This is a genomic window from Acidovorax sp. GW821-FHT09B03 (assembly GCF_059418305.1).
This window is the reverse complement of sequence record NZ_JBWKPP010000013.1, coordinates 1-11455: the sequence shown is the minus strand read 5'-3', so window position 1 is coordinate 11455 and position 11455 is coordinate 1. Positions and strand designations below refer to the sequence as shown.

General features: G+C 67.1%; 13 protein-coding genes. 5 read left to right on the top strand and 8 right to left on the bottom strand.

From position 1 onward, the window contains the following. Positions 1-78: 78 nt before the first annotated feature. Positions 79-579: a YcxB family protein gene (locus AC07PA_RS21175; protein ID WP_494608905.1), complete on the top strand. Its 501-nt coding sequence runs from the start codon at positions 79-81 to the stop codon at positions 577-579. A gap of 15 nt (positions 580-594) precedes the next feature. On the opposite strand, the gene AC07PA_RS21170 is transcribed toward AC07PA_RS21175, so the two are convergent. After that, on the bottom strand, positions 595-2532 hold the full coding sequence (locus AC07PA_RS21170; protein WP_494608906.1) for a propionate--CoA ligase: 1938 nt from the start codon (positions 2530-2532) through the stop codon (positions 595-597). 83 nt (positions 2533-2615) lie between these two features. Continuing rightward, a complete protein-coding gene (locus AC07PA_RS21165; protein WP_494608907.1) occupies positions 2616-3047 on the bottom strand; it encodes a nuclear transport factor 2 family protein in 432 nt (143 codons plus the stop codon). Positions 3048-3162: 115 nt separating this feature from the next. On the opposite strand from AC07PA_RS21165, the gene AC07PA_RS21160 reads away from it, so the two are divergent. Continuing rightward, positions 3163-4002 carry an MmyB family transcriptional regulator gene (locus AC07PA_RS21160; RefSeq protein WP_494608908.1) on the top strand — a complete coding sequence of 280 codons (840 nt, stop codon included), beginning with the start codon at positions 3163-3165 and terminating at the stop codon, positions 4000-4002. Here AC07PA_RS21160 and AC07PA_RS21155 read toward each other — a convergent pair. Together AC07PA_RS21155 and AC07PA_RS21150 are read right to left on the bottom strand one after the other, a co-directional pair. After that, entirely contained in the window at positions 3995-4600 is a 606-nt protein-coding gene (locus AC07PA_RS21155) for an isochorismatase family protein (protein ID WP_007855431.1), read from the bottom strand. The genes AC07PA_RS21160 and AC07PA_RS21155 overlap by 8 nt on opposite strands. A 66-nt stretch (positions 4601-4666) precedes the next feature. Beyond that, positions 4667-5755, bottom strand: a complete 1089-nt coding sequence (locus AC07PA_RS21150) for a PQQ-dependent sugar dehydrogenase (protein WP_494608909.1) — start codon at positions 5753-5755, stop codon at positions 4667-4669. 213 nt (positions 5756-5968) lie between these two features. Between AC07PA_RS21150 and AC07PA_RS21145 the strand changes: the two genes are divergently transcribed. Next, positions 5969-6553: a C40 family peptidase gene (locus tag AC07PA_RS21145; RefSeq protein ID WP_494608910.1), complete on the top strand. Its 585-nt coding sequence runs from the start codon at positions 5969-5971 to the stop codon at positions 6551-6553. Positions 6554-6617: 64 nt separating this feature from the next. Here the strand turns inward: AC07PA_RS21145 and AC07PA_RS21140 are convergent, their stop codons facing one another. Further along, a complete protein-coding gene (locus tag AC07PA_RS21140) occupies positions 6618-7004 on the bottom strand; it encodes a hypothetical protein (protein WP_007855434.1) in 387 nt (128 codons plus the stop codon). A 242-nt stretch (positions 7005-7246) separates the two neighbouring features. Here AC07PA_RS21140 and AC07PA_RS21135 point away from each other — a divergent pair, with 242 nt between their 5' ends. Together AC07PA_RS21135 and AC07PA_RS21130 are read left to right on the top strand one after the other, a co-directional pair. Further along, entirely contained in the window at positions 7247-7498 is a 252-nt protein-coding gene (locus AC07PA_RS21135) for a GlsB/YeaQ/YmgE family stress response membrane protein (protein ID WP_494608911.1), read from the top strand. 68 nt (positions 7499-7566) lie between these two features. Beyond that, positions 7567-8064 (top strand): hypothetical protein, encoded by a 498-nt coding sequence (locus AC07PA_RS21130; protein ID WP_007855436.1) that lies wholly within the window; start codon positions 7567-7569, stop codon positions 8062-8064. A gap of 22 nt (positions 8065-8086) precedes the next feature. Here AC07PA_RS21130 and AC07PA_RS21125 read toward each other — a convergent pair whose 3' ends face one another. The 3 genes from AC07PA_RS21125 to AC07PA_RS21115 are packed head-to-tail and all read right to left on the bottom strand — an operon-like array spanning position 8087 to position 11359. Beyond that, a complete protein-coding gene (locus tag AC07PA_RS21125; RefSeq protein ID WP_494608912.1) occupies positions 8087-9769 on the bottom strand; it encodes a tannase/feruloyl esterase family alpha/beta hydrolase in 1683 nt (560 codons plus the stop codon). A 50-nt stretch (positions 9770-9819) separates the two neighbouring features. After that, a complete protein-coding gene (locus AC07PA_RS21120) occupies positions 9820-10830 on the bottom strand; it encodes a Bug family tripartite tricarboxylate transporter substrate binding protein (RefSeq protein WP_494608913.1) in 1011 nt (336 codons plus the stop codon). Positions 10831-10882: 52 nt separating this feature from the next. After that, on the bottom strand, positions 10883-11359 hold the full coding sequence (locus AC07PA_RS21115; protein WP_494608914.1) for a DUF3237 domain-containing protein: 477 nt from the start codon (positions 11357-11359) through the stop codon (positions 10883-10885). Between the last annotated feature and the right edge of the window lie 96 nt (positions 11360-11455).

The window sequence follows — 11455 nt, the reverse complement described above, 5'->3', positions numbered from 1 at the left end:
ACGCTGCACGGCGCGCCCCAGGCAGCCAGGCCATCGGTGGCACACTGCGGCCCTTTGTTCTTCCATGCCTTGAGCGCCATGCCCCTGGAAACCACCCTGCACTACCACCCCGACCTGGTCCGCCATGCCGTGTTTTGCTTCTGGCGCCGCTCGACGGGCCGGCGCACACTGCTGGTCAGCGCGGCGCTGGCCATCTGGTTCGGGGTGCTGCTGGTGCGTGGCGACCGGTCCTGGCAGATCGGCGTCACCGGCGCGGCCGTGGCCATCAGCCTGCTGGTGTGCGCCAGCGTCTATGCCGTGCACCACCGCAATGCCATGGGCAAGCTGCGCGACATGGGCGGCACGCCCCAGGCCACGCTGCGGGCAGACCAGGACAGCTTCACGCTCGCCTCGCCTGCGGGCCTGGCCACCCTGCCCTGGAGCAGCGTGACGCAGGTCTGGCAATTCGAGCGCGTCTGGCTGCTGCTGTTCTCGCCCGCGCAGTTCAGTACCCTGCCGGTGGCCGACCTGCCGCCCGAGATGCAGTACCTCATCGAGGCCAGCGTGCGCGCTGCCGGTGGCAAGGTCCACCGGCTCTGAAGCGGGCGACCCGCGCTATCCCACCAACTCCCGCACCTGCTGCAGCGCGGCCGGGTCTTCCATGGTCGTCAGATCACCCGGGTCGCGGCGCTCGGCCACGGCCTGCAGGGCGCGGCGCAGCAGCTTGCCGCTGCGCGTCTTGGGCAGCACGGTGACGAAGTGCACGCGCGACGGCCGGGCCACGGCGCCGAGTTGCTGGTCCACGCGCTGCATGACCTCGCCCTCGAGCTTCAGGCGCGCAGCCGGGTCATCGAGCCCGCTGGCGTCGCGCGCCACCGCGAAGGCCATGGCCACCTGGCCCTTGAGCGCATCGGCCACGCCCACCACCGCCACTTCGGCGATATTCGGGTGCGAGGCGATGCTCTCCTCGATCTCGCGCGTGCCCAGGCGGTGGCCTGCCACGTTGATCACGTCGTCGGTGCGGCCCAGGATGAAGTGGTAGCCATCGGCATCGCGGATGCCCCAGTCGAAGGTGCTGTAGATCAGCTTGCCGGGGATGCTCTTCCAGTAGGTGTTGACGAAGCGTTCGTCGTCGCGCCACACGGTCTGCATGCAGCCGGGCGGCAGCGGCCCCTCGATGGCGACCACACCCTTCTGGTGGGCACCGGTCAGCTCTTCGCCGGTCGATTCGTCGATCAGCTTCACGGCATAGCCGTACATGGCCTTGCCCGGGCTGCCGAAGCGTGTGGTCTGCGGCTCGATGCCATTGGCCAGCGTGAGGATGGGCCAGCCGGTCTCGGTCTGCCAGTAGTTGTCGATGATGGGCACCTGCAGCGCATCGCTGATCCATTGCGCAGTGGGCTCGTCCAGCGGCTCGCCGGCCAGCCAAAGGGCCTTGAGGCTCGACACGTCGTACTTGCGCAGCCAGCTCGCGTCCTGCTTCTTGAGCACGCGCACGGCCGTGGGCGCCGAGAACATGTGCGTGACCTGGTACTTCTCGACGATGCTCCACCACACGCCGGCATCGGGCCGGATCGGCAGGCCTTCGTACATGATGGTCGTCATGCCCGCGATCAGCGGGCCATAGACGATGTAGCTGTGCCCCACCACCCAGCCGATATCGCTGGTGGCAAAGTAGGTGTCACCGGGCTTCGCGTCGAAGATGTGCTGCATGCTGGCCGCCAGCGCCACCGCATAGCCACCCGTGTCGCGCTGCACGCCTTTGGGCTTGCCGGTGGTGCCGCTGGTGTACAAGGTGTAGCTCGGGTGGGTGGACTCCACCCATTCGCAGGGCACCACGGCAGCGAGGTGCTGCGCGCGCAGGGCCGCCCAATCGTGGTCACGGCCCGGGTGCAGCTGCATGGGCGCCAGGCCCCGGTTGACCATGAGCACGGCTGCTGGCTTGTGGCGCGACTGGACGATGGCCTCGTCGAGCAGCGGCTTGTAGGGCACGACCTTGCCACCGCGCGAACCGGCGTCGGCGCTGACCACGGCCACGGGCTCGGCGTCCTCGATGCGCGAGGACAGCGAGCCCGAGGCAAAACCGCCGAACACCACCGAGTGCAGCGCACCGATGCGTGCGCAGGCCAGCATGGCAAACGCCGCCTCGGCCACCATCGGCATGTAGATCAGCACGCGGTCGCCCTTCTTCACCCCCAGGGAGAGCAGCACGGCGGCCATGCGCTGCACCTCGGCATGCAGCTCGGCAAAGCTGTAGCTGCGCTCGCTGTCGGTCTCGGTGGAAATGGCCACCAGCGCGGGCTGATCGGCGCGCTCGGCCAGGTGCCGGTCCACCGCGTTGTGGCACAGATTGGTGGTGCCGCCCACATACCAGCGCGCAAACGGCGGGTTGCTGTAGTCGCAGATCTGCTGCGGGGGCGTCTGCCAGTCGATGAGTTTCGCCTGCCCGGCCCAGAAGGCATCAGGCTGCTCGATGGAATGGCGGTAGAAATCTGCGTAGCGCGTCATGGTGTGTCTCCAGCATCTCGTGTGCACTCCTCGGCCGGGGTGCATTTCTGAATTCATAATTATTCATGACGGGCTTGCTGGAAGCTGACTGGCGCCCTCGCCGTCGTCAGCCCCTGGGCGCCAGCAGTTCAGGCGGGCTGCAATGCAGCCACCTGCTGCGCCAGATAGCTGACCACGGCCAGGGGACGCATGAACACCTCGATGGCGGTCACACGGCCGTCGGCATCGAGCGTCAGCAGATCCACCCCGCGTGCCGTGTGGGGTCCCATCTGCCCTTCAAAAGGCAACGCCACCTGGTGGCCGCCATCGCGCCACAGCGGCTCTCCGAAGCTGAACGCGCTGTAAAGGCCGATGGCCATGCACAGGATACCCGCCACCTGCGCGCCGCCCTCCAGGCCCTCGTGGCTGAGGGGCGAGTGCAATACGGCGTCAGGATGCAGAAGGCCTGCAGCCGCGCTGAAATCCCGCTGGCGGGCCATCTGGCGCCAGGTCTGTACCGTTGCCAAGGTGGAAGGCGCAATGGATTGGACAGCGGAAACGTGGGAAGAAGGGGTCTGCATGGATGCTCCTGGTCAATGGTGAGGAGCCGATCTTCTGCATCCCAGGTCATTGCATCAATCACCTCCCAGGTCATAACCACGACGACTCGTGTGCCCGGTGTGCGACCATTGCCCCATGCATTCACCCCGCACCGACGCCAGGTCCGCCCCTCCGAAAGCTGCCCCCGTAGGCCTGTTGCTCAAGGCGCTGCGCGAGCGCCAGCGCCTGAGCCAGATGGCGCTGGCGCTGCACACGGGGGTGTCTCAGCGCCATTTGAGCTGCCTGGAGACCGGCAAGGCCCAACCCAGTCGCGCCATGCTGCTCGCGCTGCTGGATGCGCTGCGCACCCCGCTGGCCGAACGCAACCGCGCCCTGCTGGCCGCCGGCTTCGCACCGCACTACCCCTGCCGCGACTGGCAGGGCGAGCATTTGGCCCCCGTGCGGGACACCCTGCGGGAGTTTCTGCGCGCACACGAACCGGCTCCGGCCATGCTGCTCGATGCCCAATGGAATGTGCTGGAGACCAATGCCGCAACGCCCGCTCTGATGCGGCTGATAGGGTTCACGCCTGCGGTGCGCCCAGGTGCCGCAACAATGAACATGCTCGAGCTGCTGCTCGGGCCCGACGGCTTGCTGCCATGGATCGTCAATGCTGCCGACATGGCATCGGCAGTGCTGCAGCGCGCCCAGGCGGAGGCAGCCCTCAACCCCGCGCTGGCAGAGCGCCTGCAGACCATGCCGATGGCCCGCATGACCCTTCCAGTACCCTCAGGGCAGGTCCATGAACCTCCCGTGCTGCTGATGCAGTTGCGCTCCAGCGCGGGAGTGCTGCGCTTCATGTCGGCCTTCACCACCCTGGCCTCGCCGCTCGACGTGACGCTGGAGTCGCTGCGCATGGACCACCTGCTACCGGCCGACGCGGATACCCGGCGCGCGCTGGAAAACGCGCTGGCAGCTAACGCGCCACCTACTTGATCAGCGCCAGCACGTCCTTGAAGTCCGGGTGCTCACAGCTGCCCAGCCATTCGAAGGCCACCATCTCCGTCGTGACCAGTTCGGCCCCCGCACCGGCCAAGCGGTCGAACGCCGCATCGCGGTTGCGGTCGGTGCGCGAGCCGCAGGCGTCGGTCACGACCCAGACCTCGAACTCGTCGTCGATCAGGTCCAGTGCGGTCTGCATCAGGCAGACATGGGCCTCGCAGCCCGCTATCACGATGGTGCCGCGCTCGGGCGCCTGCTGGGCGGGCTTTTGCAGGTGCTTGGGCAGGCTGCGGGCATTGCCGCCCTGCTGGGGCTTGGCAGGGGGGCGCAGCCATTCGCCCAGGCCTTCCTCGGCGGCGCTGAAGTGCATCTTGGCCAGGGTCTTCTGGCACAGGGCGCGCAGGGCCGGGTCATTGGGGCCCAGGCGCGAAGGGTTCTGCTCGGTGCCCCAGACCGGCACCTCCAGCAGCTGCGCGATCTGCGCCAGACGGCGTGCATTGGCCAGCACGGCAGCGCCTTCGGCAATGGCGGGCATCAGGCGTTCCTGGTAGTCCACCAGGACGAGTTGAGATTCGGAGGCGTCGAGCAGCATGGCGTATACGGGGGAAATTCAATGGGATGCGACATTGTCGCAGCCCCCGGTCCCCGCCTGACCTTTTCAGGACGCCGGGGTGAGCCGCAGCAGCCGCCCTTGCGGGCTGTCGGTCACCAGATAGAGAAAGCCGTCAGGGCCCTGGCGCACATCGCGAATGCGCTCCTTATTGCCTTCGAGCAGCTTCTCCTCGCGCTGCAGCTTGCCATTGGCCACTTCGAACCGGTGCAGTGTGCCGAACTTGAGCGAGCCCACGAACAGGCTACCGCGCCAGGCGGCGCCATAGCGGTCGCTGCCCAGGAAGGCCATGCCCGAGGGCGCGATGGAGGGCACCCAGTAGTGCAGCGGCTGCTCCATGCCGGCCTTGGCCGTGCCCTCGCCCACCTTGCCGCCGCCGTAGTTTTCGCCATAAGTGATCACCGGCCAGCCATAGTTGCGGCCCGGCTGGGGCAGGTTGATCTCGTCGCCGCCCTGGGGGCCGTGCTCGTGCATCCACAGCTTGCCGTCGGGCGCGAGCGCCGCGCCCTGGGCATTGCGGTGGCCGTAGCTCCAGATTTCGGGCAAGGCGCCGGCCCGCTCGCGAAACGGGTTGTCCGCCGGTGCCGCACCGTCGGCTGTGATGCGCACGATCTTGCCGTGGTGGTTGTCGAGCTTTTGCGCGTCATCCTTGCGGTGGTAGCGCTCGCCCAGCGCCAGGAACAGGTTGCCGTCCCCCGCCTGGACGATGCGGCAGCCGAAGTGCAGGTTGCTGGCCACCTTGGGCTTCTGGCTGAAGATGACCTTCACGTCCTGCAGCGAACGGTTGTCGGGCGCCAGGGTGGCCCGTGCCAGGGCGGTGCTGTTGTCCGAGGTGCCGGCCGCGCCGGGTTCCGAGTAGCAAAAGAAGATGCGCCGGTTGCGTGCGAAATCGGTGTCGGTCACCACGTCGAGCAGCCCGCCCTGCCCTCCTGCGGCAATGCTCGGCAGGCCGGCCAGGGCAGGCCCCAGTTGGCCATTGGCCTCCACCACCCGCATGCGGCCGGGCCGTTCGGTGACCAGGAAACGGCCTTCGGGCAGGAAGGCCACGGCCCAGGGATTCACCAGGCCGGTGGCCACTGACGCCAAGGTGACAGCCTTGGCAGCGGGGGCGGTCCCCTGGGCATGGGCGCTTCCCATGCCTGCAGACGCTATGGAAAAAAGAGCAAGAAACCCCACGGCGCGCAAAGAAATGCGGCATTTCGATGTCAGATACATGTCAGCCTTGTTGGACCTGGGTTCCAAGCAACCCATGGGTATAAGGGAGTGGCGCAGGCAAGTCCAGCCCCCAGATGAAGGCATACGTGACTTCCCTCACAAAACGGGCAATTTAGCGTGGTACCCTTCGCCCCCATGTCCAAATGGTTTTGCACCCTCCTCCTGGCTTGCGCTGTCAGCGCACAGGCTGCACCATCCGCCGGTCAAGCGGATGACATGGAAAAAATCCTGATGGACAAGGGTCTCCTGTCCCAGCTCAAGGACATGCAGCACACCGTGGCCGATAAGGCCCATACGGTGGCGGACAAGGCGTCCGATCTGGTGGGCAATGCCATGGGGTTCCTCGGCGTGCGCTACAAGCGTGGCGGCAACAGCGCCGAGACCGGCTTTGACTGCAGCGGCTTCGTCCGCGCCATCTATGAACAGACGGTCGGTTTGCTGCTTCCCCGCCGCGCAGACCAGCAAGCCGCCACCACCACGGTGATCGACAAGAAGGAACTGCAGCCGGGTGACCTGGTGTTCTTCAACACCATGCGCCGGGCGTTCAGCCATGTAGGCATCTATGTGGGTGACGGCAAATTCATTCACTCTCCTCGCAGTGGATCGGAAGTCCGGGTGGAAGACATGCGCCAGTCCTACTGGCAGCGCCGCTTCGATGGCGCCCGCCGCGTCACGCCCACCGCCACGGCGGTCGAGACCAACGCCCCTGCCGCGAAGTAAGCTGCTTTTCCGGCAGCCCGCATGACAACAAAGCGCGCCATCGGCGCGCTTTTGCTTTGGAGGGTCATGGCTTGACCACGTAGGTGGATTCCGTGCCGCGGATGGGCCCGCCCGTCACGTTCACCGGCCGGGCATTCGGGTTGCGCAGGAATTCCTTGGCGGCCGCCATGTCGGCCTGGTAACGCGCCCGGGCCTGGGCCTCGCAGGAACGGCGCTCGGCACCGGCCTGGGCGCGGCACTCCTCCAGCGCCACCTTCATTCCCCCACCCGCCTCGCGGATGGCGGTGTTGTAGCGCTGCTGCGGCGTCATGTCCGCCACGGCGCCACGCTGCAGCGACGCCTCGTCGCCCTGCGCATGCACCGCCGATGGCGACGCCGCAAACACCCCGACCACGAGCGCGATGACCGCCACGAAGGACGTGGGGGCGATGGGAGCGACCAATTTACGCATCTCGGACCTCTTTCTGGGGGGTTCTGGGCATGTCCACCACTGTAGGCAGTCCCGATGCCAGCGGTCATCAGCGGTACGCGCGCTACCATGTGCGACAAGTCCTACACCGCCGGCCCGCCCGCCGATTGATTGTCAACAACTGCGGCCCATGCGCCCAAGGCATGCTGTCCGACAGACGGGTGCCCGCCGCGCGGCTACAGTCGGGCCATTCCTTCTTTCACCTGTACACAAAGCGACAAACCATGTTCTCACTGATAGGAACGCTGTTGATTGGATTGGTCGTGGGCTTCATCGCGCGCGCCATCAAACCCGGAAACGACTCCATGGGCTGGATCATGACGGCCCTGCTGGGCGTGGCGGGCTCGTTCCTGGCCAGCTATGTGGGTGTGGCCATGGGCTGGTACCAGCAAGGCGATGCGGCCGGATGGATCGCCTCCGTCGTGGGCGCCATCGTGCTTCTGTTCATCTACGGCCTGATCAAGGGAAAAAGCTGAGCGCCAAGCCATTGCCTTTGGCCGCCGCGGCCCCAGATCAGGCTGAGTTTCCACTTTGCAGGTGACCCATGCCCACTGCCCGACAAATGGCTGCTGACGACCCCGCCCTGGCCGCTGCCGTGCAGCGCAGCCGGAGCCTGCTGCACCGCCGAGCCCTGGTGGCCGCGGCCGCCAGCACCGTTCCCGTACCCGGGCTGGACTGGGCCGTGGACGCCGCCCTGCTCTCGCGCCTGCTGCCGCAGATCAGCTCGGAGTTCGGCCTGTCGGCCCAGCAACTGGACCAGCTCGACCCCGAAAAGCGCGAAAAGGTGCAAAAGGCCGTGGGCCTGGTCGGTTCGGTGCTGATCGGCAAGCTCATCACCCGCGAGCTGGTGATACGCGCCACCCAGACCGTCGGGCTGCGCCTGACCACCAAGCAACTGGCCAAGTACGTGCCCCTGGCTGGCCAGGCCGTGTCGGCGGCCATTGGCTACGCCACGCTGCGCTACCTGGGCGAGCAGCACATGCAGGACTGCATTCGCGTGGCGAAGGAAGCCCAGCTGCAACTGCCTGCACCCCGGAAATAGGCACAGGCAGTCGCGGCCCGCGTCATTGCGCTGAGCAGACGAAGCTGCCCGCATCCTCCACACTGCCGGTGCCCTTGTACTTGGCGAACTGGGGGTAGGCGCACAGCGGCCGCGTGCGGTTGGGGTAGTCCACCTGGGTGGGCAGCGCCTTCGCGGCAATGGTGTCGGGCGCGATACCCTTCTCTACCCAATCCACCATGGTCTGGATCGAATCGAAGCTGTCCGTGGCCGGGCCGCCCGAGCAGTGGTTCATGCCGGGCACGAGGAAGGTCCGCGCAAATCCCTGGGTGCTGGCGATGCCCCCGTTGTTGGCCGCCAGACGCTCGTAGTAGTCCACCGTGTCGTTGGCCGAGAAGATCGGGTCCGACATGCCGTGGATGAACAGCAGCTTGCCGCCACGCTGGCGAAAAGCCGTGAGCTTGTCGTCGGCATAGGTGTCATAGATCGCCGAGTAGGCGGCCATGCGCGCCGGGTCGGTGTCGAAGTTGAAGGCCAGCGGATTGAACGTGAGGTCCGGCGGCGTGAAGAACTCGTTGATGAGCGCATCCACCATCAGCGTGATGTAGCGCGCATCGGGTGTGGCGGTGGTCGAGCTGCCCAGCGTCCAGGCGCGCCATCCCGGTGCGGCCAGGCCTGGATCCCAGGGTTGGCCGGCATAGAGCGCCTGGCCGGCCGAGTTGCGCGGGCCGGCAAACACCTTGGTGAGCGCGCCGACCTGGGCGGTCGAGAGGCAGTCTGCGGCCTTTGCACCGCTGCACTGCAGCACAGCAGGGTTGAATTTGCAGGCCTTGGTGTTGCTGACCATGCCGTCGACCACCCCGTCGGCGGCGTCGCACGAGGATTTCACGGCATTGGCGACCAGGTTCAGGTCGGCATTGCTGAATGCTTGCGAGAGGATGCGGTTGCCCGAGGCATCCTGTGGCGCGATGGCATTGAAGGCGATGGTGTTCCACATCGCGGCCACCGTGGCGCCACTCGATACGCGCATGGCCGGGGCACCGGCCGTGATGGCGTCGAAGTAGTCGGGAAAGCGCTGCGAGAACACCATGCCCTGGCGCCCGCCCCCCGAGCAGCCCGAAAAGTAGGAACGGTCGGGCTTGCGTCCGTAGTGCGTGGCAATCAGCGACTTGGCCGATACGGCGGTCTTGTCGTAGGAGTTGTAGGCGTGGTCGATGCGCGCCTGCGGGTCAGCGCCAAAGCTGGCCGTGGTGCCGATGTGCCCGCCATCGGTGGACACGACCGCGAAGCCCTGCCCCAGCGGCGATGGCGTGCCACCCGAGATGCTGGAACTCAGCGAGGTATCGCGCAGGATGCCGTCGTTGCCGCCCCCACCCACGAACAGGAAGCGGCCGTTCCAGTTGTCCGGCAGGCTCAGCTGGAAGCCGATGGCGTAATTCTTGCCATCCACCCCGACGCGCGGGTTGATGCTGCCCGTGACCACGCAGTGGCCGGGCAGGAAGGCCCCCGTGGCCGCGCCACCCGGGCGCTTGCTGTCCGGCGGCACATAGCTGGTGGCCAGCGTGGTGCCCGCCAGCTTGGCATTGGCCACCAGGCCGGTACAGGCCGCCGAGTAGGCGCCATTGGCCGGGGGCCACATGGGGCCGTCGTTGCTGCCGCCACAGGCGGCCAGCGCGAGGGGCAGCAGCACGGCGGCGGGCAGTGCTGCGCGGCGCACGGCGCGCGTGCGAAGGGGAGTGGATGGCATGGTGTGTCTCCTGGGGGTGTTGTTGTGGTTCTGGGTGCGGCTCTGCCCGGTCAATCGGCCTTGAAACCGGTGGCCGCCACGGCCTTGCCCCAGGTCACCGTATCGGCGGCGATGATCCTGGTGAACTCCTGCGATCCCGTGCCCGTCACGCGAAAGCCGGCCTCTTCCATCTTGGCCTTGCCCTCGGGCGACTGCACGGCCTTGACGATGTCGGCGCTCAGCTTGGCAACGATCTCGGGCGGGGTCTTGGCCGGCGCCACGATGCCGAACCAGGACGAGAACTCCAGGTTGGCGTAGCCCTGCTCCTTGATGGTCGGCACCTCGGGCAGCGCGTTGGTGCGCGTGGCGCCGGTGCTGCCCAGGGCCGCGAGCTTGCCGGCCTTGACGTTGGGGGCGGCCAGGCCCACGCTGGCGAACACGCCCTGCACGTCGCCGCTGAACAGGCCACCGAGCGCGTCCGTGGTGTTCTTGTAGTGCACGGGCTCGGGCTTCAATTGCACCGCATCACCGAACATGAAGGCGCCGAAATGCCCCGGTGTGCCCGCACCGAACGTCGCCAGGAACAGGCCCTTCTGCTGCTTGGTCCACTCGACGAAGTCCTTGACGTTGCGCGCCGGCACCTTCTGCGGGTTGACCAGCAGCACGAAGTCGGAGGTGACCACCTGGCTCACCGCCACGAAATCCTTTTGCGGCGAGTACGGCAGCTTGGTGTAGCTGCTGGGCGCAATGCTCAGCTGGCCAGTCTCGCCCAGCATCAGGGTATAGCCATCGGGCGTAGCACGTGCGGCCTCGGTGGCGGCGATCAGCCCGCCCGCGCCAGGCTTGTTGTCCACGATCACGCCCTGGTTGCCCCAGGCCTCGGAGAGTTTTTGCGCCAGCAGCCGCGCCACGATGTCCGGCCCCGTGCCGGCCGGAAATCCCACGATGATGCGCACCGGCTTGTTCGGGTAGCCGGCTGCGGCGTTCTGCGCCTGGGCGCTGGCCCATGGCGCGGCCAGGCCTGCGACCACGGTGGCAGCCAGCAGTGCGCGGCGGACGGGTTGGAATGAAGTCTTCGTCATGCTTGTTGTCTCCAGGGGTTCTTGTGAGGAAAGTCGGGGGGATCAGGAAGGCTCAGGCCAACTCGAAGAAACGCATGGCCACGGCATCGGGGTAGCGCGCGCCCGAGCCCACGAACATGCGCTCAGCGATCCAGGCCAGCGCGGGCGAGGCGGTCTCGAAGCTCGGGCTGCAGCGGAAATAGATCTGCCCCGGGTCCACCGGCTCGCCGCGCACCAGGCGCGCAATCAGCTCGGGCGGGCCCGAGCGCACGGCCCGGTTCTGCACGTAGATGAAATCGCCGCCATCGGTCTCGAGCACGTAGCGCGCGTCGAGCTCGGAGAGCCGGTCGTTCACGATGAGCTGAAAGTCCGCTCCGCCCGGGAGCACGCGGGCCGTCCAGCCATCGCCCGTGGCTGTGCCGCCGGTGATCGGGATCAGCCGGCGCAGGCCGTGCGCCGTGTGGCCCACCTCCTGCGGAACGCCCACCTGCACGCGCAGGTCGGCAAAGAACTTCAGGCGGGGTTCGGGCAGGGGCAACAGGGCAGTCATGGGCGGTTGTTCACAGCAAAACTAGTGTGCTGTCCCGCAGATAACTGGCATTAGTCGTGCATGCCTTTTGGGTATCCTTGCAACGGAGATACCGCA

Excerpts from the sequence above, each read along its gene's own strand:
- AC07PA_RS21160 (WP_494608908.1), top strand. The coding sequence starts at position 3,163 with ATGCATTCACCCCGCACCGACGCCAGGTCCGCCCCTCCGAAAGCTGCC.
- AC07PA_RS21155 (WP_007855431.1), bottom strand. The coding sequence starts at position 4,600 with ATGCTGCTCGACGCCTCCGAATCTCAACTCGTCCTGGTGGACTACCAG.
- AC07PA_RS21130 (WP_007855436.1), top strand. The coding sequence starts at position 7,567 with ATGCCCACTGCCCGACAAATGGCTGCTGACGACCCCGCCCTGGCCGCT.
- AC07PA_RS21145 (WP_494608910.1), top strand. The coding sequence starts at position 5,969 with ATGTCCAAATGGTTTTGCACCCTCCTCCTGGCTTGCGCTGTCAGCGCA.
- AC07PA_RS21125 (WP_494608912.1), bottom strand. The coding sequence starts at position 9,769 with ATGCCATCCACTCCCCTTCGCACGCGCGCCGTGCGCCGCGCAGCACTG.
- AC07PA_RS21150 (WP_494608909.1), bottom strand. The coding sequence starts at position 5,755 with ATGGGAAGCGCCCATGCCCAGGGGACCGCCCCCGCTGCCAAGGCTGTC.
- AC07PA_RS21140 (WP_007855434.1), bottom strand. The coding sequence starts at position 7,004 with ATGCGTAAATTGGTCGCTCCCATCGCCCCCACGTCCTTCGTGGCGGTC.
- AC07PA_RS21115 (WP_494608914.1), bottom strand. The coding sequence starts at position 11,359 with ATGACTGCCCTGTTGCCCCTGCCCGAACCCCGCCTGAAGTTCTTTGCC.
- AC07PA_RS21175 (WP_494608905.1), top strand. The coding sequence starts at position 79 with ATGCCCCTGGAAACCACCCTGCACTACCACCCCGACCTGGTCCGCCAT.
- AC07PA_RS21170 (WP_494608906.1), bottom strand. The coding sequence starts at position 2,532 with ATGCACCCCGGCCGAGGAGTGCACACGAGATGCTGGAGACACACCATG.
- AC07PA_RS21135 (WP_494608911.1), top strand. The coding sequence starts at position 7,247 with ATGTTCTCACTGATAGGAACGCTGTTGATTGGATTGGTCGTGGGCTTC.
- AC07PA_RS21165 (WP_494608907.1), bottom strand. The coding sequence starts at position 3,047 with ATGCAGACCCCTTCTTCCCACGTTTCCGCTGTCCAATCCATTGCGCCT.
- AC07PA_RS21120 (WP_494608913.1), bottom strand. The coding sequence starts at position 10,830 with ATGACGAAGACTTCATTCCAACCCGTCCGCCGCGCACTGCTGGCTGCC.